Annotated in this window: 16 protein-coding genes and 1 tRNA gene; 9 read left to right on the forward strand and 8 right to left on the reverse strand. The window is 61.9% G+C overall.

What is annotated here, in order from left to right:
• Positions 1–569 precede the first annotated feature (569 nt).
• Together HRF45_13555 and HRF45_13560 are read right to left on the reverse strand one after the other, a co-directional pair.
• Positions 570–1,772, reverse strand: coding sequence for a hydroxyacid dehydrogenase (locus HRF45_13555; GenBank protein MEP0767547.1), 1,203 nt, complete (start codon positions 1,770–1,772; stop codon positions 570–572).
• A gap of 63 nt (positions 1,773–1,835) precedes the next feature.
• A complete protein-coding gene (locus HRF45_13560; GenBank protein MEP0767548.1) occupies positions 1,836–3,056 on the reverse strand; it encodes a DUF1015 domain-containing protein in 1,221 nt (406 codons plus the stop codon).
• Positions 3,057–3,141: 85 nt separating this feature from the next.
• Between HRF45_13560 and recJ the strand changes: the two genes are divergently transcribed.
• From recJ to HRF45_13580, 4 genes are read left to right on the forward strand one after another with little or no spacing between them, the layout of a single operon-like run.
• Positions 3,142–4,905, forward strand: coding sequence for a single-stranded-DNA-specific exonuclease RecJ (gene recJ / locus HRF45_13565; GenBank protein ID MEP0767549.1), 1,764 nt, complete (start codon positions 3,142–3,144; stop codon positions 4,903–4,905).
• 59 nt (positions 4,906–4,964) lie between these two features.
• Positions 4,965–7,130 carry a bifunctional (p)ppGpp synthetase/guanosine-3',5'-bis(diphosphate) 3'-pyrophosphohydrolase gene (locus tag HRF45_13570; protein ID MEP0767550.1) on the forward strand — a complete coding sequence of 722 codons (2,166 nt, stop codon included), beginning with the start codon at positions 4,965–4,967 and terminating at the stop codon, positions 7,128–7,130.
• On the forward strand, positions 7,127–7,594 hold the full coding sequence (locus HRF45_13575; GenBank protein ID MEP0767551.1) for a D-tyrosyl-tRNA(Tyr) deacylase: 468 nt from the start codon (positions 7,127–7,129) through the stop codon (positions 7,592–7,594). The genes HRF45_13570 and HRF45_13575 overlap by 4 nt, the downstream gene beginning before the upstream one ends.
• Positions 7,595–7,598: 4 nt before the next feature.
• Positions 7,599–8,426, forward strand: coding sequence for a tetratricopeptide repeat protein (locus HRF45_13580; protein MEP0767552.1), 828 nt, complete (start codon positions 7,599–7,601; stop codon positions 8,424–8,426).
• A 322-nt stretch (positions 8,427–8,748) separates the two neighbouring features.
• Here HRF45_13580 and uvrB read toward each other — a convergent pair whose 3' ends face one another.
• The 3 genes from uvrB to HRF45_13595 all read right to left on the reverse strand — a co-directional run bounded on the left by uvrB (position 8,749) and on the right by HRF45_13595 (position 15,412).
• A complete protein-coding gene (gene uvrB, locus HRF45_13585; protein ID MEP0767553.1) occupies positions 8,749–10,743 on the reverse strand; it encodes an excinuclease ABC subunit UvrB in 1,995 nt (664 codons plus the stop codon).
• A gap of 191 nt (positions 10,744–10,934) precedes the next feature.
• Positions 10,935–14,429 (reverse strand): hypothetical protein, encoded by a 3,495-nt coding sequence (locus HRF45_13590; GenBank protein ID MEP0767554.1) that lies wholly within the window; start codon positions 14,427–14,429, stop codon positions 10,935–10,937.
• A gap of 44 nt (positions 14,430–14,473) precedes the next feature.
• Complete coding sequence (locus HRF45_13595) at positions 14,474–15,412, reverse strand: zf-HC2 domain-containing protein (GenBank protein ID MEP0767555.1); 939 nt, start codon at positions 15,410–15,412, stop codon at positions 14,474–14,476.
• Positions 15,413–15,655: 243 nt separating this feature from the next.
• Between HRF45_13595 and HRF45_13600 the strand changes: the two genes are divergently transcribed.
• Complete coding sequence (locus HRF45_13600) at positions 15,656–15,907, forward strand: hypothetical protein (GenBank protein ID MEP0767556.1); 252 nt, start codon at positions 15,656–15,658, stop codon at positions 15,905–15,907.
• A 43-nt stretch (positions 15,908–15,950) separates the two neighbouring features.
• On the forward strand, positions 15,951–16,937 hold the full coding sequence (locus tag HRF45_13605; GenBank protein MEP0767557.1) for a GNAT family N-acetyltransferase: 987 nt from the start codon (positions 15,951–15,953) through the stop codon (positions 16,935–16,937).
• Here HRF45_13605 and HRF45_13610 read toward each other — a convergent pair.
• Both HRF45_13610 and hrcA read right to left on the reverse strand, forming a co-directional pair.
• Positions 16,934–17,491 (reverse strand): hypothetical protein, encoded by a 558-nt coding sequence (locus HRF45_13610; GenBank protein MEP0767558.1) that lies wholly within the window; start codon positions 17,489–17,491, stop codon positions 16,934–16,936. The two genes, HRF45_13605 and HRF45_13610, sit on opposite strands and share 4 nt — an antisense overlap.
• Before the next feature lie 43 nt (positions 17,492–17,534).
• Entirely contained in the window at positions 17,535–18,596 is a 1,062-nt protein-coding gene (gene hrcA, locus HRF45_13615; protein MEP0767559.1) for a heat-inducible transcription repressor HrcA, read from the reverse strand.
• A 205-nt stretch (positions 18,597–18,801) separates the two neighbouring features.
• On the opposite strand from hrcA, the gene HRF45_13620 reads away from it, so the two are divergent.
• Positions 18,802–19,074: a hypothetical protein gene (locus HRF45_13620; GenBank protein MEP0767560.1), complete on the forward strand. Its 273-nt coding sequence runs from the start codon at positions 18,802–18,804 to the stop codon at positions 19,072–19,074.
• 12 nt (positions 19,075–19,086) lie between these two features.
• Here HRF45_13620 and HRF45_13625 read toward each other — a convergent pair.
• Positions 19,087–19,162, reverse strand: a tRNA-Arg gene (locus tag HRF45_13625).
• 155 nt (positions 19,163–19,317) lie between these two features.
• On the opposite strand from HRF45_13625, the gene HRF45_13630 reads away from it, so the two are divergent.
• Both HRF45_13630 and HRF45_13635 read left to right on the forward strand, forming a co-directional pair.
• On the forward strand, positions 19,318–20,769 hold the full coding sequence (locus tag HRF45_13630) for a tetratricopeptide repeat protein (protein ID MEP0767561.1): 1,452 nt from the start codon (positions 19,318–19,320) through the stop codon (positions 20,767–20,769).
• A complete protein-coding gene (locus HRF45_13635) occupies positions 20,766–21,638 on the forward strand; it encodes an NAD(+)/NADH kinase (protein ID MEP0767562.1) in 873 nt (290 codons plus the stop codon). The genes HRF45_13630 and HRF45_13635 overlap by 4 nt, the downstream gene beginning before the upstream one ends.
• Positions 21,639–21,782 lie beyond the last annotated feature (144 nt).

The following is a 21,782-nucleotide window of genomic DNA, read 5'->3' on the forward strand; positions in this document are numbered from 1 at the left end:
CGTCCCGGCGATGAGCTTGGAACCGTGGCATCCCCATCCCGGCGATGAGCTTGGAACCGTGGCATCGCCGTCCCGGCGATGAGCTTGGAACCGTGGCATCGCCGTCCCGGCGATGAGTATCGGAACCGGCGAGGCGCCGGAGCCACGGCTACCTCCATACTGTCCGACGGAATGCCACCTTCGCTCACCAAGGCATCTCGCAGTTGCCAGATACGTGACGTCGTCGAAGAGGACTTCGTGCGCCCACTGCATCTGCGACGTGACAGCAGTGTGGGTAAGGAACAGCCACTGTTACGAGGAACAGTTCCATCCATCCTTGTGGCATCAGGGACGGGGGCTGCCAGAGCCCGTCGCGCCTTCGATCCCTTGCATATTGGCAACCCAGAGGTTGACCGCCGGTGCGTGGGGGATGGAACATCCGCCGCTTGCGGTGGGGGCATCGAATCCTCCAAGCGGGCCGTTGACGGAAAGGGCTCCCTCGCCAAGCTCGGGACGACATGGCAGCGACCCGACAGGTCCCTACCCTGCCATCCCGAGCATTCTCGAGCGATTTAGCCTCCTCGAGTGACTCAGAGCTCGCGGACAACGAGACTTAGGATGTTCTCGTTGCCATAGCGGATTCGGTCCAAGACCTCCGAGGGCGGCTTTGTCGTGACACTGAGATAGCAGATTGCGCCGCCGGCTTCCTCCAACACGATGTTCTCCATCTCTTGCACGTTGATGGATGCCTTTTGCAGTTCGCCTAGTACGTGAGCAATGACCCCCACGCGGTCGCGATGCCGCACCGCAATGAGGTGGCTTGCAGGCGACTCGGAGCGGATGTTGACCGCGTTCGGCGGCTGTCCCGAGCGCGCGAATTCGCGGATGATACGTACAGTCTCTTCGGCGACTGCCTCTTGAGCCTGATCCGTAGAGGCGCCGATGTGATGGGTGACATACACATTGGGCATTGTCATCAGCTCGCTGTTTACCTCGCCCTCGGCGACCGAAGGCTCTTCGTCGAACACATCGAGCCCGATACGCAGATTGCGCTCCTTGGCGTACTTCAGCAGCGCCTTTTGGTCAACGACCTTCGCCCGCGAGGTATTGACTAGGATCGTGCCTGGCTTCAGCCGAGACAGAACCTGCTCTCCGATGATTCCCTGCGTCTCCGGGGTGAGCGCAAGGTGGATCGTCAGCACATCGCTATCTTCGGCAACTTCTTCGATCGTGGGTCTGTAACCGACGCCCATGTCGTCGGCAATCTCGGGAGTGATCCATCGAGACCATCCGACCACCTTCATACCGAAGGCCTTTCCGCGGTGCACTACTTCCTGGCCGATGTTGCCCAATCCGAGCACCCCGAGCGTCCGGCCGTAGAGGCCGCGAGCCTTGGAGAACTCTTTCTTGTTCCACTTCCCTTCCCGGAACTGGATGACGTTGTCAGGAATGCGGCGGTCGAGGGCGAGTATAAGGCCGAAAGCTAACTCCGCGACTGCGACAGAGTTTTTCCCGGGGCAGTTAGACACATAGATTCCGCTGCGGGACGCGGCCTCCACGTCTATCGTGTTGTAGCCTGCACCTGCGCGCACGACGAGGGACAGGGACGAATCCCGTAGCATCTCCTCGGTCACGACGGTCGAGCGAACGACGAGCACGTCGGGTCGGTGCTCCCGGATCGCTGCGACCAGCGCCTCCTCTTTGAGGCTCGGATCACTCACAACGTCAAAGCCGCTGGCGGTCAGAGCATCCAGTCCGGACTGCTCGAACTTGTCGGCAACCAACACTTTCATTGTGTTCTTCCTCCTTTGGTCGCGGGCGGTCATTGCCCGCCACTATGTACGAACTGTGTACGATCAGATTGGATTCACGAACATGCCGGAGCGAAGCTTCGGCTCGAACCACGTGGACTTCGGCGGCATTACGCCACCGGCGTCCGACACACGAAGCACATCCTCGATACGGGTCGGGTGAAGCAGGAGCGCGGCGCCTCCGCCAGCGTCTGCCTTCGCCTGCAACTCGGAAGCATCGCGAATGCCCCCCACGAACTCGATGTTTTTGTCTGTCCGAGGGTCTCCGATTCCGAAAACGGGCTCGAGCAGTTCGCGCTGAACGATGCTCACGTCCAGGCTCTCGATCGGGTCGTCCGGCGGTGCACTCTTCGGTCGAATGCCATACCAGTGGCCGGCGAAGTAGAGTGTCACACTGCCGCGAGGAGGCGGCGTCGGCCGCGGCAGTTCTTCGACCTCGAAGCGCTCGCGCACTTTCGCCATCACGTCGCCGGGCGGAGCCTTTAGCACCACGCGATTGTACGGCAGTATCTGAAGCTGCCCTGCAGGGAACATAACGCCGAGAAAGCGATTGTAAGGCTCGTCGCCGGTGTGATTTGGGTTCGCGGCCCTCAGCTCATCCCGAGCCCGCGAAGCGCTCTTCGCGCGATGGTGCCCATCGGCTATGTAGAGCGCGGGCACCTGCTCGAACTCCCTGCGGATCTCGGTGCAGATCGGGTCGCTCTCGTCCACGCGCCAGACAGTGTGGCGAACTGCGCGATCGTCGTCGAAGTCGTAGAGCACCTCACGCTGCATGACCGTTTCCATCAGCTCGGTGATGCGGGGCCTGTCCCGGTAGGTGAGGAACACCGGACCCGTCTGGCACCGGGTACGCACGATGTGCCGAGTGCGGTCGTCTTCCTTGTCCTGCCTGGTTTTCTCGTGCTTCTTGATGCGATCATCGTCGTACTCGTCCACCGAGCAGAGTGCCACCACACCGGCCTGCGTATGCTCACCCATTCGCTGGCGATACACATAAATAGCAGCGGACTGGTCGGGCACCAAGACGCCCTGCCGTTTGAACTCGGCCAGGTTCTCTGCTGCTTTGTCGTAGATGGCGGGCGAATAGGGGTCTACGCCGGGTGGAAAGTCCACTTCGGCGCGTGAGATGCGGAGGAAGCAGAATGGTTTTCCGGCTGCGAAGGCACGGGCTTCGGCTTCGTTCACGACGTCGTACGGGGGAGCAGCCACTTGGGCAACCATCTCGACGGGCGGGCGAAGTGCTTTGAGGGGGTGGATCGTCGCCATATCGACCCGAAAGAATACCCCAGCGGAGCCGGACGTACGCACACTACTCGCAGGGTAGAGAGGCTATCTGACGAATGGTGGGAGCATGGTGAGATGGAGAGTGGAGGAAGCGGATGCGGGGGCGGTGCGGAACCTATCGGATAGCCTCGACCTTTCAGAACTGACGGCAAGGCTCTTGGTGAACAGGGGCATCAGAAATCCGGAGCAGGCGCAGGCGTTCCTCTCGCCTCAGATGTCGGACCTTCACGACCCGATGCTCCTGCCCGACTGCGGCGAGGCGGTGAGGCAGATCGCCTCGGCACTCGAGAACAAAGAGACGATCTTCGTCCACGGAGACTACGACGTGGACGGAATCACCTCTGCGGCGATCTGGACACGTTGCCTGCGTCGGCTCGGGGGTGTGGTGGAACCCCATCTTCCTCATCGGCAGAAGGACGGCTACGGCTTCCATCGTGCGGGGGTAGAGCGAGCGAAGGAACTGGGAGCGTCGCTGATCCTCACTTGCGACTGCGGTATCTCGGCTGTGGAGGTTGTGGAGTATGCTCACGAGCTGGGCATGCGGGTAGTAGTGACCGACCACCATGAGCCCGGCGCTCGGGTGCCCAAGGCGGAGGCTGTGGTAAATCCCCTTCTGCCGGGGAGCCAATATCCGTTCCAGTACCTCGCCGGTGTCGGGGTTACGTTCAAGGTGGCGCGGGCTCTAGTGGCGGAGTTGGGTTACCCGCCTGAGGCGTTCGACAGGGCTTACCTGGATTTCGCTGCGTTAGGCACCGTGTGCGACATCGTGCCTCTGCTGGGCGAGAACCGTGTGCTCGCGAGGCACGGGATCGCGCGGATCGCGGAATCGAAGAAGCTAGGCCTTCGGGCGCTGATGGAGGTGGCGGGGCTCGCGCGCACGTCCGAAGAGATGACGGCACGCGACGTCGGCTTCGTGATCGGGCCGCGGCTGAATGCGGCGGGGCGGATGGATGACGCGACGGACGCACTTCGGCTGCTGCTGACCGAAGACGTCAAAGAGGCGAACGAGATAGCGAAACGGCTGGACCGGCACAACCGCGAGCGGCAGCGCGAACAGCAGCGTATCTTCGAGGAGGCATGTCACTTGGTAGAGAGCCAAGGCTTGGCCCGCCACAAGCTGTTGTTAGTCGCCAACGAGGGCTGGAACGCGGGCGTGGTGGGGATTGTGGCATCCAAGCTTGTGGACACCTACTGGCGACCGACGCTCGTGGGCACTAGGGTGGACGGAATCGTGCGGGGCTCAGCGCGCAGCATCCCTCGCTACGACATGTTCGAAGCCTTGTCGGAACTCGGAGACCTGTTCCTCACCTACGGTGGGCATACGATGGCTGCGGGATTCTCCTTCGAGGCCGAGCGCCTAGAGGAGGTGCGGCGCGCCCTCTCGGAGCACGCCGACCGTCACCTGACCGATGAGGACCTGATACCAGAGCAAGTCGCCGATGCCGAAGTCACGCCGCAGGAGGTGACGGAGCGGTTCGTCGAGGACCTAGAAGATTTCCGGCCATTCGGCCTGGGTAACCCGGAGCCGCTGCTTCTCGGACGTAAGGTAACGTTGCTTAAGGTAGAGCCGACTCGCAACCCGCTGCACCCCCGCGTGACGCTGCGGGGCGAGGGCACTAACCCCATCTTCGGCATGGCATTCGGCCTGGGCGAGCGCCTCGGCGAGTTCGAGCCTGGCGAGGAAGTGGAGATGATGTTCGAGCCTACCTACGATTCGTGGCAAGGGCGACGCCGTCTTCGCTGGTTCGTTCGGGACATCCGAAGACCAGGGGAAAGCACGGTGGATATCCGCCTCGACAGCCATTCTGAATCGAGCGTGTTGTCACCTTGAGCTCAGGTTCCAGTCAGCAATTGAGCCAGGAATGGGAGGACCCAGAGCCGCTTCAGAAGATTCTGGAGACGGTTGCAGAGCATTACGTCCAACCGCAGGCCGCGCTGATCAGGAAGGCCTACTACTTCGCCGAGCGCTGCCACAGCGGCCAGGTACGTGACAGCGGTGACCCCTATATAACACACCCACTCGCCGTGGCCCAGATTCTGGCCGAGTTGGAACTGGACCCCGAGACGGTTATCGCGGGGCTCTTGCATGACACCCTGGAAGACTGCCCAGAGGACGCCACGATGGAACTGATCGAGCAGCAGTTCGGGCCCTCGGTTGCGAAACTGGTGCAAGGTGTGACCAAGCTGCGGTTCGCGCATCGCAATGAGCCACTGGGGCCTGCTGCGAAGAAGCAGGAGGAGATTCGCCGAGCCGCGGAGAGCCTTCGCAAAGTGCTGCTGGCGATGGCATCGGACCTGAGAGTGATGGTCATCAAGCTGGCGGACCGCCTGCATAACATGCGCACGATCGACGCCCTCACCGACATCAAGCGCAAGCGCATAGCCACGGAGACGATGCACGTATATGCACCGCTAGCGGCCCGGCTCGGCATCTGGCAGATCAAGTGGCAGTTGGAGGACCTGGCATTCCGGGAACTCGAGCCCGAGGAGTATGGGCGCATAGCCAAGCTGATTGATAAAACACGAGCGGAACGCGAAGAAGAGCTGCTCGAAGCGATGGTGGCACTGAAAGAGCACCTAGAACGAGCGGGCATAGCTGCCGAGGTGACTGGGCGGCCCAAGCACATCTATAGCATCTATAGTAAGATCGTGAAGCAGGGCCTTACCTTCGACCAAGTGTACGACCTGCTGGCAATACGTATCATTGTCGACAAGGAGTCGGAGTGCTACCATGCGCTCGGCATCGTGCACGAGATGTGGAAGCCGATTCCGGGCATGTTCTACGACTACATCGCGAAGCCCAAGCCGAACCTCTACCGCTCACTACACACGAAGGTGGTAGGACCCAACGGTGAGCCGCTAGAGATTCAGATACGCACGCGCGAGATGCACCGCTTGGCCGAGTTCGGCGTGGCCGCGCATTGGGCCTATAAGGAGGGTGCGGAAGCCCCCGCGGAGCGTCTCCCGCGTCTGCGCCAACAGCTCTTCGACTGGTCACGCGAGTCCGAGACATCCAGCGACTTCCTGCGTAACGTATCGGAAGACCTTTTCACCGATCAGGTGTTCGTGTTCACTCCGAAGGGTGACGTGATTGACCTACCGGCTGGTTCGACGCCCATCGACTTCGCTTATCGAATCCACACTCGACTCGGCGAGCAGTTGGTAGGTGCGAAGGTAAACACCCGCATCGTGCCCCTGAGCTATCAGTTGAAGAACGGCGACATCTGTGAAGTGCTGACACGCCCGAAGGCGCAGCCGAGCCTCGACTGGTTGCAGTTCGTAAAGACGACCTCTGCGCGAAGCAAGATACGAGCCTACCTGCGCAAGAGGGACATCGAGGAGAATGCGATCCGGGGTCGCGATGCGCTGGAGAAGCATATCAAGTTCCTCGGAAGGGACCCACGGGAGTTCCTAGGCGAGGACAACCTAACGGAGATCGCGCCGCACTTCAATGCTACCACCGCAGAAGAGGTGCTGGCCAAGGTTGGCGCAGGACTTGTCACGGTGAATGCCGTGATGATCAGGCTGAAGGCACTGCTACCACAGGAGCAGGTTCAGCCCGCCGACAGCGTCGAGGGGCGAACCTTCGAGCAACCGATCCGGATTGCCGCTGGCGGCGTGGACAACGTGATGACCAGGCGTGCACGCTGTTGCCAGCCGCTGCCAGGCGACAGCGTTGTCGGGTACGTGACACGGGGGCGCGGGATCGTGATTCATCGGGTGATATGTCCCAACGCGCAGCAGTTTAGCGAGACGGATCCGGGACGCGTTCAGCCCATCGAGTGGGAGAGCGACGGTGTTAGCGTTTACGGCGTCAACCTGCACATAGACGTTCTCAACCGCATCGGTCTGTTGGCGGACGTCAGCCACATCTTCGGTGAGGCGAAGACGAATATCACCGCCGCGCGCGTGAGGTCGGACAAGAACCAGATGGCATACATAGACCTATCCATCGAAGTGCGTGACACGGATCACCTGCGCGAGATCATGGCCAAGATCGAGAACTTCTCGGATGTCGTGGCAATCCGAAGAGTGATGGGGAAAAAGCTGGGATGAGAGCGGTGGTGCAACGGGTTACGTCGGGTAGTGTAGAGGTGGATCGTTTCCGCGTTGCTGGAATCGGCAAGGGCATTGTCGTGCTTCTCGGCATCTGTCGCTCGGATACCGTGCCGGACGCGGACTGGATGGCACGCAAGTTGGCGGAACTGCGCATCTTCGACGACGAAGAAGGAAAGCTGAACCTGTCCCTGTCGGACATCGGAGGAGAGGCGCTCGTGGTTCCCAACTTCACGCTGTACGGCGATGCGCGAAAAGGCCGACGCCCCAGCTACACCGAGGCTGCCGGTTTCGATCAGGGGCGCACCCTATTCGACCTGTGCTGCGAAAGGCTCGAATCGCACGGCATATCGGTCAAACGCGGTGTCTACGGCGCCACAATGGCCGTATCCTTAACTAACGACGGCCCGGTGACTCTGATACTGGAGCACCCGGACAGCCGTGCCGACGATCCGAGTGGCTGAAGGGATGGAAGTAGAGCGACAAGAGCAAACCGAAGAGACACTGACCGGAGCGGCCCGTCACCGCGCCGATGGCGACCGCTCGGTTGCGGAGGGCAACGTCAGCGAGGCGCTCGACCACTACCGGAAGGCTGTGCGGAAGGAGTCGGACGACCCTGCAAGCCGCGTGTCGCTTGCGGACTGCTATGCCCTCTCCGACGAAGGCCCACAGGCCGTAGACCAGTACCGCAAAGCACTGAAGAAGCACCCTAGACAGGCTGCACCACACGTCGGGCTGGCCGAGGTCTACCGCCGCTACGGGCAGCACAAGGCGGCGATCTTGCGCTTCCAGAAGGCGCTCGAAATTGAGCCCAACAACGGGTTCATCTGGTTCAAGCTGGCGGATGCTCTTCTGACATCCGAAGGGCCCGAAGAGGCACTCGAGCCGGGGATGAAGGCCGTGGAGATCGATCCTCAGAACGCCTTCTACCGCTATTGGGTCGGCGAAGTGCTGATGGACCTGGATCGGCCGGAGGACGCCTTGGTCCGTTATGCAGAAGCCGTGGAGCTATCGCCGGATGATGCAGGCCTGCATGCGCGGTTGGCCATCGCCTACGCTGCGGCGGGCAGGTACCGGAGGTCGGCTGCGTGGTTTGCCCGTGCGGTCCAGATCGAGAACGACAACCGGGCCTACATCACGCTACTGGGTGATCTGTACCGTGTGTGCGGTAGCCAGGATCTGGCCGACGAGGCGCACGAGCGGGCAGGCGAGTTGGACGCCTATGACACCGAGATTGTGCGGAGAGCGCGCGAGCGCATGAAGCTGCCGTCTTCGCCTGTCACCGACTCCGGCTAGTCTCACCACCCGGAATATCCGCACAGACTGTTCCTAACCGCGAAGATGCGGACGGCTAGCGTGCACAAGCGCATGGAGTGTGCCCGCTCACCGTGACCGGCAGGTGGAATCATGCGCCATGCACACGAGGGGGCTTCCGCATGGACATCGAGCATACGATGGAGCCTCGACGTTCGGCTGCTGGAGTCGATGGTGACTTAAAAGCATCAGTGCTTGGCAGCCGAAACGCATAGTCATGGCTCGCCTCTATGTCCTGTCCTGCATCACGGTCGCCTGTAGCGAAGCTCTCCGGTGCTCTCCAAGTAAGTATCTCGGCACGCCCCTACTTTCTAGCCTTACGTGCCCGAGCACCGACAGAGGGTAGGCCGCCGGACTCCAGCAGCCGGCGGAGTTCCATCATCTCGTCCCGCACACGCGCCGCCTTTTCGAACTCCATCTGCTTCGCCAGGTCCTTCATCTCTGCTTCCAGCCGGGCGATCTCCGCGGGCAAGTCCTCCAGGGACATGGAGCCGATCTCTTCCGCCCGTCGCCTGCCGTATGGCGACTTGGTCTCCTTCACCTCGTAGGCTCGTACGGTCTCCCGCACCATTTTCGCCACCGTGTGTGGAGTGATGTTATGCTTGCGGTTGTATTCGTCCTGGATGCGACGCCGCTCCACCGTCTCGTCAATCGCTCGTTGCATGGAGCCGGTGATGGTGTCAGCGTACATGATCACCTTTCCGTCCACGTGACGGGCAGCTCGCCCGATGGTTTGCACCAGCGAAGTCTCGCTGCGCAGAAACCCCTCCTTGTCAGCGTCCAGAATCGCCACCAGACTCACCTCTGGTAGGTCCAAACCCTCACGTAACAGATTGACACCTACCACCACATCGTACACACCCAACCGAAGGTCCCGTAGGATCTCCGGCCGATCGAGGCTGTGGATATCGGAGTGGATGTAGTTGACTTTGATCCCGACGTCCTTCAGGTACTCGCTAAGGTCCTCGGCCATACGCTTGGTCAGTGTGGTGATCAGCGCTCGTTGACCAGCCGCAACCCGCTTCTGCACTTCGCCCAGCAGGTCGTCTATCTGGCCCTCGGTCGGTCGAACCTCTACGTCGGGATCCACTATGCCCGTCGGACGGATTACCTGCCGCACGATCTGGGCACTGTTTTCTTGCTCGAACGGGCCAGGCGTGGCGGATGTGAAGATTACCTGTCCTACGCGTGCCAGGAACTCCTCCCACTGCAGCGGACGGTTGTCGAGTGCAGACGGCAGGCGGAAACCGTACTCCACCAAGGTGCTCTTCCGCTGATAGTCTCCGTTGTACATCGCGCGAAGTTGTGGTATGGTCTGGTGCGACTCGTCCACGAAGGTGATGAAGTCCTTCGGGAAGAAGTCTATCAGTGTGTACGGTGGGGTGCCCGGAGCACGATTTTCGAAGTAGCGCGAGTAGTTCTCGATGCCGTTGCAGTATCCGAGCTCAGCGATCATCTCCAGGTCAAACTCGGTGCGCTGTTGAATGCGTTGCGCCTCCAGCAGTTTGCCCTCCGCTTTGAACTTGGCTATCTGCTCCTCCATCTCCTGGCGGATCGCCAAGACCACCTCGTCCAGTCGCTCCCATGGTGTTACGTAGTGCGTGGCCGGAAAGACGGTTATTCGCTGAGGCTCGTCCAGCACCTCGCGCGTGAGTGGATCCACGATGCGAATGCGCTCCACCTCGTCACCATAGAACTCCACGCGTGTGATGATCTCTTCGTCCTTGGGCTGCAGCTCCAGCGTATCGCCCTGCACGCGAAAGGTACCACGCTCCAGTACTACCTGGTTGCGTGTGAACTGCATCTCCACCAGTCTGCGCATGGTCTGCGCGAGGTCTAGCGGCTCACCGACGCAGAAGGTGACAACGCTCTGCGCATACTCGTCCGGCGAACCGAGTCCGTAGATGCAGCTTACGGAGGCGATGACGATGGTGTCCTTGCGCTCCAGCACCGATTTGGTAGCAGCGTGGCGAAGGCGATCGATCTCGTCGTTCACGCTGGCGTCCTTTTCGATATACATGTCGCTCTGAGGGACGTAGGCCTCCGGTTGGTAGTAGTCATAGTAGCTGATGAAGTATTGGACGGCGTTCTCCGGGAAGAATGCGCGGAACTCCTGGCAGAGCTGTGCCGCCAGCGTCTTGTTGTGCGCGATGACCAACGCTGGACGCTGCACCTCCTGAATAATGGAGGCCATCGTGAAGGTCTTGCCCGTACCCGTAGCACCTTTTAGCGTCTGAAAGCGGTATCCGCTCTCTAGCCCCTCGACAAGCGCTGCGATGGCTTCGGGCTGGTCCCCCATCGGCTTATAGGTGTCAGTCAGCTTGAACACGACGCTAGTCTACCTGTATTGGGCCTCAGCCTGTCTCGGGGTGCCGGGCTGTCGAGCCTCACGCATGCCCGGCGCGGTTCTCTTGGACCGATGGCGCGCGCAGACGGCAGCCGAGACGACAAGGCATCGCCTCATAGCTCGCTTTTTGGTGCGTGCGGCAGCTAGAACCGTAGCGTGTAGTCCACCTTACCTACCAGATAGTTCCTACCACGCCCGTTCGGGATGTCATGCTCGTACTGGGTGTGGGATACGGAGAAGCTGAGCGCGTTCAGCGGGTTCAGCGTGTGCGAGTAGCCGAGCGTAAAGGTGTGGCCGATGGTGGACCGGCCGTTCAGCGTGCTGGCCTCCACCCCATAGCCCACGTTCCACAGTGGCAGTCCCCCACGGGTCTTCCTCGTTAGTGTCAGCCCGCCCTTGCGCGCTATCTGACCCTTCGTCGCATCGTAGGTCGTCAGGTAAGACCCCGCCAAATCGTAGCAGTCGCTCATCTTGTAGTCGAGCCGCCAGTCGGCCGTACCGGTAGGATTGATGATTGTGCCGAAGGGCACATCCTTGTGCTCGCGCTCGGGGTTCGCTTTTAGGTCGTGGACGAGCGTAAGCCGATCAGCGATCTTGTAGTCGAGGTGGTAGTTGCGGATGATCTGCTGCGTACCACCGGGCAGGGTGCGGATCTTGTAGCTCAAGTTCAGGTGGAAGGGCAGCTTCGGCTCGGGGTCGGTTGCGAACTGGAAGGTGCGGTCCACGGCGCGAATCCCAGTAGGTGTCATGATCCCGGAGTAGGTCCAGCCGAGCTTGTTCTTGCCCCAATCGGCAGTGATGGTACCGGCTTTGTTCTCCATCTTCAACACTGTCGCCTCGGCGAGGTTCTGGTAGCCGAAGGAGAAGTTGATGTTGCTGAGTGGTCCGAATGAGAAAGGTGTTACGTTCTTGAGACCGAAGGTGCCCTGCGCCTTCGTGCTGGTTAGGTCCAAGCGGTCCTCGACGTATCCACCCTGGAACTCGAGGTTCCACAACAGGGTCTTCGTTAGGCTGAGGTTCTGAACGGCCTTGCCGTTCCCCTTGCTGTTGAGTGCCCGGGTATACGCCCATGTCACTTGCGAGCCTTTCCCGAAATCGTATTGTAGGCTGTAGGTCCTATGTACTTCGTCTGCACGTTGCTCGTCGCGCTCGATGGTCTTCTCAGTGACTCCGAACTTTGCACGAGGGGTGAGGGCGCCGGATATGCTGCGGACACTCACGTGCTCCGTGTTGCCCGCGGTGTCCGATGTGCGCAGGTCCTCGGCGAGGAGCGCGAAGCCGCGGTAGGGCGAACCCTCGTATCGCCAGTGGTCCACCTGCTTCTCGACCGGTGCGGCGAGCGAGCCGCCTCGCACTTCGCGTTCCGTGAAGCCGCTGAACTTGCCCAGGCTGCCGAAGTCCCTAGCATAGGTGGTCTTCTCATGAAGGTAATCGTTCAGGCTGGCGATGGGACTGTCTGCCCGAACCCGGTCGTTGAAATGCGATAGGTCCGTTCGCTTGTCCGGCTTCCACGTTAGGAAGCTCTTCGTCTGGCCCTTGTGAATCTGCGCGGTCGGGTTGTCTGCGTTGAACTGGAACAGCTCCAGGCGCAGTCCGCGGACTAGGTCCACTTTGGCCGACAGATCGTATTGCGAGAAGCCTCTCAGCTCCTCGAACAGCTTTCGCTCGGGGTCGGCGACGGCACCCGCGCCGAGAAACGCATCGTCCACCTGCCTTAGGTTGGCCGTAACCTCGTAGAGCCCGCTCTTCAGGTATAGGCTCTGCCGCTCGAGGCCACCTAGCTCGCCGGCGATATTCAGACTCTGGAAGCTGAGCTTTCCTCCGCGTGGCAAGCCGAAACCGAGTGCCCACTGTGTTCGGTGCATACCGACCTCGCCGCCATAGAGCGCCTGCTCCATCTCGAACAGGTCCCCCATGCGTCGGAAACCGCGGTCTATGCGCTGGTCCAGATAGCTGAAGGTCATCGAGCCGGAGCTGAAGCCCAGGCGAACCCGATCAATGCCGCCGCTCCGGTCGTCCAGGTGGAGGGTGTCGAACGAAAACTTGCCGAAGGGGCGATCCAGGCTAAAGCTCTTGTAGTCGCGCGAAAGGCCTCCCTGGCGAAGCAGGAACTGCGGGTCTTTCTCGGCGATCTTGTCGTCACCGGGAACGTAGCCCTGCCGAGCCTCTCGGATCATTTGCTGCTGCTCGTCCGGGCGCAGGCTGGCCAGGCCGGTGAAGTCGGCATCGGTCTCGGTAGAGGTCCACTTTGCCTGCCAGCCCTGACCACTCAGATCGAGTGCCTGCCGGTGAAGATCGCCGGTCGGCGTGTCTACGGTGTCCTGGCGATAGGTGTTCCACACGTCCTTTCGCCCTGCGAAGTCCGCCACGCTCACGGAGAAACCGGATCGTCCCCACCCGCGCTCCTTGGCCCACTGCCCTCGCTCCCCCTCGGCCAGATCGTTGAAGCGACTGAACCCAGCGTCCACGTTCTGCTCGTAGTGGCTGAGCTTCACCTTCTCGCTCTCGAAGCCGAGGGTTAGGCGGTCAATCGAACCACCAGCATCCGTGATCTCGCTCTTATCGAACTTCAGGCCCCCTCCTGCGAAACCGAGTGCTCCTCCGAAGTTCTCCCGAGTGATGCCACGCTCCTTAGCCCATTGCTCGGCGTCCTTCTCGGCCAAGTCCTTGAACCTGGTGAAGGCGGATCCGATGGAGCGGGAGTTCCAGTACAGAGACCCTTCACCCAGCTTGAGGGTCACGGAGCGGCGCTCTATGGTGCCCTTACCGTCCGAGATGCTGCTGAAGTCGGTGTCGAGGTCGCCTCCCTCCTGCCCGAACCCGAGGGTGTAGCCGAAGCGCTTGATGCCACGCTCCTTCTGCCAGGCGTTCACTTGCTCGGCGGCTATCCCCTCTTCGCGGAGCGCCTGGAACCCGTTGAACTTCGAACCCACGTCCTGATAGCTGAAGCCTGCGCGGAAGCCTCCCTCCTTCACGGTGAGGTCTTGTACGAGCAGGTGATCTAACACGTCTGCCTGCTTGCGCGTCTGCTTGCGCTCCGGGGACGCAGGATCGGCAAAGGCCTGCATCGAGCGCTGGTTCGACACGAAGAAGTAACCGCTGAGGCCAGTGCCAGTCGCGAGTTTGAAGTTCGTCGCGAGCCCGTACGACATGCGCTGTACGATGGAGCCGTCCGTGCCGCGCTCGGCAGGTTGGAGGCTGAAAACGCCCTTCATGCCTCCGGCTTGGCCAAAACTGAGCGACATCAAGTTGAGGTTCAGGGCCTTAGCTTCCCCAACGAGTTTGTCGCTGTGACGATAGGTGATCTGCACGGACTGGTGCTGCTTGACAGCGCTGTAGAAGGTCAGAGTGCCGGATGGGTAGTCGAGGGTGTAGTCGGTCCCTCGCTTCAGGGTGCGACCGTCCACGCTCACGCTCTCCGAGCCTGGCACGATGCCGGCATAGCGGAGCGCGTAGCCGAAGCCAGTTCCGTTGCCCGGGAGTAGGTCGCACGCGGCTTCGCCGGCAACTTGCGGGAGAGCCTGCGAGGGGGCCGTACCTGAGTTCAGGGACCCCGTGTAGCCGGTCTGGCACGCAGCACGCACCGCCACGAATGCGACGCATGTCACGAGCAGCACACTCCGGGCAAACAGGCTCACCTAGTTCTCAATCCTCCTCGTGGATTTCCCATCGGCGTGTGTGCTTAGAACCGTCCTCGGACGAGTGTCAATCCGTCGCTCTTGGAGGCGCGATAGGACGGTTGGTCAATCTTAGGTAGCGCATCGCCCTCGGCCAGCGAGATGCGAATGCGGGACTTGTTCTCCTCAGTCAGAAGCGTGGACTCGGGACGTTGAGGCGCGGCCTCGGCGGTCTTGGCAGCCACCGTCGGCGAGTTCTTGGCCCTCTCGAGATTGATGACGGCCCCGCTATCGTCTACGGACACGATGATGTCGGGCTCGGATGGCTGCGTGGATTCGAGTTCGATGGCCTTGAACCGCGCGGGCTGATCCGTCGGATCGAAGGGCAGCGCGGCCAGCATCCTGGGCGAGCCGATGTGCCCTGGCCGGGCGGCGGATGCGACCATGATCGGCGACGCTTCCAGCTCATGAGCAGCAGCCTTCCCGCGAACGACCACTCTGCGGGCCGACCGTGTCGGGAAAGCGGTCGATGCGACGTCTTGCACCAACGCACCCTCGGCAACCGGTCGATCGGGAGCCTTCAGGATGTCGCCGGCGCTCATCTCGGCGACCTCGCGCTCGCCCGTGACTGAGGGCGGAGCCGGAGGTAGGTGGGCCGGCCGTAATGCTACGTACGCGAGGGCAATCGCGGATGCCGCCGCCGCAAAGCCGAGCGGACGCGCCGTGAGAGCCGAGCGCACCCTGTCCGCGAAGGTTGGCCGTCGCGTCGTAGCATAGAGGATGGCCGACCGCAGCCGAGCGGGGGCTTCCACAGCCTCGATCGCGGCCATCTCACCTAGCGAATGATCGAGTAGCGCGAATTCCCGAGCACATGCCGCACAGGTATCTAGGTGGGCGAGAAGCTCGCTCGCCTCAGCCTCCGATGCCTCGCCATCGGCGAAGGCGGACATAATCTCCCAGTACTTCTCTGTGCAGTTGTCGGGATTCTTAGGACTTTGGGACATAAGACACCTCGGAACACAATTCCGCCTTTTTTGACCGTCTCGAAGCCCGACTGTGTCGGGAATTGTCGTGGACATTCACACGGGTCTGTGAACCAAGCGCAGGTCCCGTGCGTAGTTGTGGGGTGAGGCTTGCGGCTGAGGAACCCAGCCGCCTTCGCCGATGAATGTGAGGGTTTGCCGCCCGACCGGAATGAGGCGACCCGTCGAGCGACGCCACGCTGCACAGTAGGGACGGAGGACCGGATGAGCTACGACGAAGGCATTGGCCCGACACGACCCAGGGAAGGCGCGCCAGCGCCTCTTCGCATCACCCGCGACGAGGCGATGGCACTACTGTCCTTATGCATGCTTGCGCCGGATTCCGTGGACCCCGCGGCAGAGCGCGGTCTTATGAAGCTAGCTAACGCTTGCAGGTCCGTTCTTAGCGACGGGTCCGACTCGATTGCCCTCGACCTCATGCCTCGGTCGGGGGAGAACCGAGAACCCGCCGACTAGCCGTCTAGCGAATCCGGTACGATTGCGGACCGGAGGCTTCTCGGTGAACACTGACTTCGACTTTTCCGCCCTGAATTCGGCGGGGCTCACGTTCCGCGAGGCGACGCTCGACGACATCCCACCCTACGTTGCCCTGAGCAACAGCATCTGGTCACGAGCGCACTGGGAGACGGTGGAGGAGGCTAGTTCGGGGTTCCATCGGAAGGATCCCGGCGTTCACTATATGCGTGCCGTGGCCTATGTGGGTGACCAACTTGCGGTGTGGGCGAGTGCCCGCGCGCACATCTCGGGGCGCGACACGGACGGCGGGTACATCCACATCATCGTCGCGGAGCCCTACAGGCGCAAAGGGATTGCGACGCACGTGTTCGGGCCGTTTCAGGAGTTGCACCGGCGATGGGGCTCGAAGGTGTTGTGGTCTTGGGCCTCGGACGACATTCCGTACGCGGAGCCGTTCTGCCTCAAGCTTGGCTACACGTTGGTCAATCGCGGCTCGGAAAGCGAGCTCGTCTTGGCGGAGGCCGACCTGGAGCCTTTTCGGGAGCGATACGAACGGCTCTGTCGCGACGGCTACGAGTTCTTCACCCTGGACGAGCGGGACACCCCGGAGATGCGCCGTGCGGTGTACGAGCTGGACCAGGCGATGTTGAAGATGATGCCGACTGCGGGCGCACCACCCCCGCGAGCTTCTTTCGAGGCCTGGCAGTTCAACGCGTTGGAGTCGCCGGGCTGCTCACCACGGCAGATCGTGCTAGCGACCCAGGGCGCTGGGCCTATCGGGCTTTCCTACCTCTGGTACGGGTCGTACGGAATTGCCGGCACCTACACCACGGGCGTCATGCCCGAGCATCGGGGGCGAGGGGTGGCGGGTGCGCTGAAATACCTGTCGCTGAAGCGAGCGATGGAGGACGGCATTGACACCGTTGTCACCGAGAATGCCGTCCAGAACGCCCCCATGCTATCCATCAACCGCAGACTCGGTTTTCGACACGTACGGAACACGGCAGAGTTGGAGAAGCGGCTCGGCTAGGCGCGGGCCTTTGGGGTGACAGCGCCTTTCTTGCGGGCTTGCTGGCAGCGGGGACAGAGTGCCTCCCGGAAGGCTGCCATGCTGAGCTGCGTTTGGCTGAGTGTAAGCGCCTTGCCGCAGTCCCCGCATACGCCGGCCGCCCTCGGGATCTGCGGTGCGGGTTCGGCGGGCAGGGAGAGCATTTCGCCGTCAGTCTCGACAAGCGACCGCTCGGTGGGACCGGTGTCGGGTAGCTCCTCGAGTGCGGCCATACCCATGTTCACGGCATCACGGAGTGCGCGAGCCTTTGCCCGCGTCTCGGCCATTCGGATTAGGCAGGTCACGAACTCTGGCGGGACGTTGTCGGGGGCTGCGTCTCCGAGACCGTAGAAGGTGCCTTTCGAAGTAACGACCTTTGCTCGGCAGATGGCGACTTCCCCGTTCATCGGACCAGGAACCTGAACGAGCTCGGTTTCAACCGAGCTCAAGCCCTGCGCGTGTGCTTCGTCCAAGAGCCCCGCATACAGCACAAAGCTGCGTCCGCCCCGGTCCACGATGAACTGCTTCTTGACCATCTGTCCCACCTAGTAGACGTCAGTATACCACATTCGGGCGGCACTAGCCGCGGAACATTTTCGTCAGCGTGTCGCTGAGCACCTGCGAGGTGTAGCGCACCAGCGAGACAGCCGCGGCGTACCGCATCCGGGTCGGCCCCAGAACTCCGATGGTGCCCGCCTCCTCGTCTCCGATGTAGAAGCGACTCGCCACGATGCTAACCTGAGACAGCGATTGCTGGCCGGATTCCGACCCGATCACCACGGCACTTTCGCCGGTGGAGGACCAGTCCACCACGTCTTCCAGTACCGAGCCGCTTTCGAGGAGGGCGAGGACTTCCTCGAGTGACGCGACATCACGGCGGAACTCGGGCTGTGCGAGGAGGTTCGCGATCCCGTCGTGGATGGTGGCGCCGCGGGACAGCGAACGGGCTGTTGCCTTGAGCTCTCGAAAGGCGTCTTGGGCCAGTTCGGCCGCCTGTGGCGGGAGGTTGGACGTATCCGGCAGCCTCGCTCTGGCAAGCTGCCTAAGCGACCTACCGGCGGCCGCGCCCGTAATCGCCTCGTTGGCCTTTCCCAGTTCGGTGATGCTGAGTGTGCCTGGCGCCTCCAACGTTCGGTTCTCCACGCGGCCGTTGCTTAGTACGAGCACCAGCAACACGCGCTCGGACCCTACGGGCGAGAGGATCACCTGCTTGAGGAAGACCGAGTCGCCTGAGGCGGTGCCGGCAAGCGCAATGTAGCGGCTCATTCGGGCGAGCAGCCGGCAGGATTCGGCCAGGAGCGCCACCAGATCGTCGCCGGAGCGGCCGAGCTCCCTCAGCCGGGCCCGAGCATCGGGTTCTGGGGCTGCGGGCATCTCGGAGTGGTCCACGAAGTAGCGGTAGCCGCTGTCCGAGGGGATTCGCCCGGCGGAGGTGTGCGGCTGCTTCAGATAGCCGAGATCGCTCATCTCGGCCATTTCGTTGCGAACGGTGGCGGGTCGGACATCGAGCCGGTAGCGGTGAACGAGCGCCTCGGAACCGACCGGTTCCGCGGTCTCCACATAGTCCTGGACAACCGCCCGGAGGATTGCCCACTTCCGCGCGCCCAGTTCGATTTTAGAAGTGTCCTTCGGTTCGCTCATCTCATGCGATGCCAACTCGCCACCGATAGGTGGCGGCAGCACAGGCTCAACTCATTATACGTTGCTCTGAGGCGGCTTGGAAGGGTGGGACTAGTCGGACGGGCCGACAGGTCCAACGCGTCCAAAGCGCAACCCAATCGGCCTGGGGAGTGTAGGATCAGCAGGGCCGACGACCCATGGGGGCGTCAGGACGAAGGGGGTCCCGATGTTCATTCAGATCGCTCAGACCGGAGTGCTCGCGGTGCTCTGGTATCTGTGGTGGAAGTGGCCTGGGAAGGGGATGGTCCGGTCGTCCTTCACCGGGGTCACGGTGCGACAACGCACCTCGAGCGGAGTGGGAGTGCTAGCTTGGAATACAGCGTTCTTCTTGCTTCTGCTCTCGGTTTGGGGAGTGCCGACTTGGATCACCCTGCCGCTGATGATCATCGCGGCGACAGTCGCACTGGTGGTCTCGATCTGGGCGCGGAATCCGGAGTAGGCAGCGATTAACTGGCGCGCTCGAGAGGACTCGAACCTCCGACCTCCAGGTCCGCAACCTGATGCTCTATCCACTGAGCTACGAGCGCGCGCCTCACCGATCTTACCGCATCGGCTGAGACCCGTTCAATCGAGAACCTGGAGTGTTGCCGCCTTCACGGGCGCACCTTCTTCCGAGCCACGATCTTCCGAGCACGGAAGGGTCGCGAAGTATAATCGGTCGTTCGGTTGACGGGAGGCTTCCATGTATCGGATCATGCTCTTCGCGGCTCTCGCGTTCCCTCTTGCTCTTCTTGCTCAGGGTCCGACGCCGGAATCACGCCTTAAGTTGCAGCAAGCCGTTGCCGCGTTCAAGGCAGGCGACATCCAGAAGGCGCTCGCCGGCGTGGAAGCGGTGTACAAGGAGACCCCAGACGACCTGTCTGCGATGACGTGGTACGGGTACCTGCTTCTGCAAGCCAACCGTGCGGCGGATGCCATCGAGCCGCTGTCGCGCGCCGTGGAGCGAGACCCCGAGAACGCCGAGCTGCGAAGCAACCTCGGCAACGCATATCTCTATTCGAACGCGGCGGACAAGGCGTTGGAAGAGTACAAGAAGGCCGTCGCTCTGGACGCGAAGCACGCGGACGCTTGGTACAACCTCGGGAACACCTACATGCGGCTGAAGGACCACTCGAATGCCGTGCCCGCTCTCCGAAAGGCGGCCGAGCTGCGCCCCCAGGACCCACACTGCCTGAACAACCTGGGCTTCGCGCTCCAGCACACGGGGGACATCAGCGGTGCCATTCAACAGTACCGCAAGGCATCCGACCTCTCGCCCAAGATTCCCATCTTTGCGGCCAACGCCGGCGTGTTGTTGGCACAACAGGGTCAGTGGCAAGACGCAGCGACGTACCTTGGTCGCGCCGCAGCGCAGGACCCGAACGACTACAACGTGCGCGTTACCCTCGGTCAATGCTACGCGAAGCTCGGCAAGCGTCAGGAGGCCGCGGAGCAGTATCGAGCTGCGGCACGGCTGCGACCCCAAGAGCCGGTGCCCCACTACAACCTCGGGTACCTCTATCAGGAAGAGAAGAACTGGGCGCAGGCTGCCGCGGCCTACGAGAAAGCGTTGGAGCTGAGGCACGACGACCTCGACGCGCTAGGCAACTACGGTGTGGTGCTCTTCCGCTTGCAGCGATTCCGCGAATCGGCGGCGGCGTTCGAGCGCCTGTTGGGTCTCAACCCTAACAGCATAGATGCGCGCATCAACCTCGCGGCCGCGAAGAAGCAAATGGGCGACCGCAAGGGAGCTATCGAGCTATGGAAAGAGGTCATCCACCGGGAACCTCAGCGAGTGGACGTGCGAATGGCGCTGGCGAACGCCCAGTACGCGGAGGGTCTTCTCGAAGATGCGGGCTACCATTACAGGCAGGTGCTCTTGGCGAAACCGACCTCTGCCGGCGCTCACAACGGTCTCGGTCTGATCCTGTATCGTAGCAACGACATGGACGGTGCACTAAAGCACTTGCAGGAGGCAATCCGGCTGGATGCGCGATTCGCCGATGCACATAACAACCTGGGCGTGGTGTTGGAGAGGTTGGGCAAGCGCAAGGAAGCGGAAGCCGCATACAAGCAAGCGCTAGCCCTGCGTCCCGACTACCCCGAGGCTGCAGAGAACCTGAAGCGCATTCGAGAGGCGAGCGGAAGTAGGTGAAGAACGCCCAGGTTTTCGCGGTAGCACACCGGCGCGAAGCACCGATGCTGGCGTTGCACGTTGCCGGGATCCTGCGTGACGCTGGTGTCGCAGTAGCACTGGAGCCGACGCTCGCCGAACACGAGGGTGCCGTCGGGTTTGCCGTCATCCCCCCGGATCGCCTCGGCGAAGCCGACATGGCGCTCGCCTTCGGCGGGGATGGCACCGTGCTACGAGTGGTCAGCTATGCAGCGAGACATGGCACCCCCGTGCTGGGTGTCAACATGGGACAGTTCGGCTTCATCACCTACTGCCGTCCCGCTGAGGTAGAGACGGCTATCGCCAACGTGCTCTCTGGAAACTACCACGTAGAAGAGCGGTTGATGCTACGTGCCGAGGTGATGCGTGCAGGAGCCTGTGCGGCAACGGCTTACAGCCTGAACGAGATCGTGATGCAGCGTGGCACGCACGGTAAGATGATGACGATTGACATCTCCATCAACGACATCCCCGTGGTGGACTACCCATCGGATGGCGTGATGGTGGCCACTCCGACCGGCTCCACAGCGTACAACCTATCAGCGGGCGGTCCGGTGGCGTCACCGACCCTGGATGCGATGTTGCTAACACCTCTAACCGCACACACACTCGGCGCGAGACCGCTGGTGCTGGAGGCAGGAAACGTGGTACGCATTCGGATTGCGACGCGTGGCGAGGCGGTGTTAGTAGCGGATGGCGACTCCCTCTTTTTCCTGGAGGACTCGGACGAGATCGTAATCCGCAAGGCCGAGTATCCAGCGAAGCTGCTGCTGACTTCTCGTAACGACTTCTACGAGCGGCTGAGAAAGCGTCTGCTATTCGGTGTGCGGCGGGCGGAGCGGCACGATTGAGAAGTTCTGGCAATCGTGTGCCTCGGGGCAGTCCTCGGGACGGATGGGACCGGTGAGTTAGTGCCAAGCGGCGGACGCGGGCGAGAGCATGGAAACGTCAGATATGCGATGCAGCCCCCCGATCCGACCGGATCGGGGGGCTGC

It is taken from the genome of Fimbriimonadia bacterium, assembly GCA_039961735.1.
Taxonomy (GTDB): domain Bacteria; phylum Armatimonadota; class Fimbriimonadia; order Fimbriimonadales; family JABRVX01; genus JABRVX01.

Bases quoted from the DNA above. Each gene is read 5' to 3' on its own strand.
- HRF45_13555 (MEP0767547.1), bottom strand. From the start codon at position 1,772: ATGAAAGTGTTGGTTGCCGACAAGTTCGAGCAGTCCGGACTGGATGCT.
- HRF45_13560 (MEP0767548.1), bottom strand. From the start codon at position 3,056: ATGGCGACGATCCACCCCCTCAAAGCACTTCGCCCGCCCGTCGAGATG.
- recJ (MEP0767549.1), top strand. From the start codon at position 3,142: ATGGTGAGATGGAGAGTGGAGGAAGCGGATGCGGGGGCGGTGCGGAAC.
- HRF45_13575 (MEP0767551.1), top strand. From the start codon at position 7,127: ATGAGAGCGGTGGTGCAACGGGTTACGTCGGGTAGTGTAGAGGTGGAT.
- HRF45_13580 (MEP0767552.1), top strand. From the start codon at position 7,599: ATGGAAGTAGAGCGACAAGAGCAAACCGAAGAGACACTGACCGGAGCG.
- uvrB (MEP0767553.1), bottom strand. From the start codon at position 10,743: ATGGGGGACCAGCCCGAAGCCATCGCAGCGCTTGTCGAGGGGCTAGAG.
- HRF45_13595 (MEP0767555.1), bottom strand. From the start codon at position 15,412: ATGTCCCAAAGTCCTAAGAATCCCGACAACTGCACAGAGAAGTACTGG.
- HRF45_13600 (MEP0767556.1), top strand. From the start codon at position 15,656: ATGAGCTACGACGAAGGCATTGGCCCGACACGACCCAGGGAAGGCGCG.
- HRF45_13610 (MEP0767558.1), bottom strand. From the start codon at position 17,491: ATGGTCAAGAAGCAGTTCATCGTGGACCGGGGCGGACGCAGCTTTGTG.
- hrcA (MEP0767559.1), bottom strand. From the start codon at position 18,596: ATGAGCGAACCGAAGGACACTTCTAAAATCGAACTGGGCGCGCGGAAG.
- HRF45_13620 (MEP0767560.1), top strand. From the start codon at position 18,802: ATGTTCATTCAGATCGCTCAGACCGGAGTGCTCGCGGTGCTCTGGTAT.
- HRF45_13630 (MEP0767561.1), top strand. From the start codon at position 19,318: ATGTATCGGATCATGCTCTTCGCGGCTCTCGCGTTCCCTCTTGCTCTT.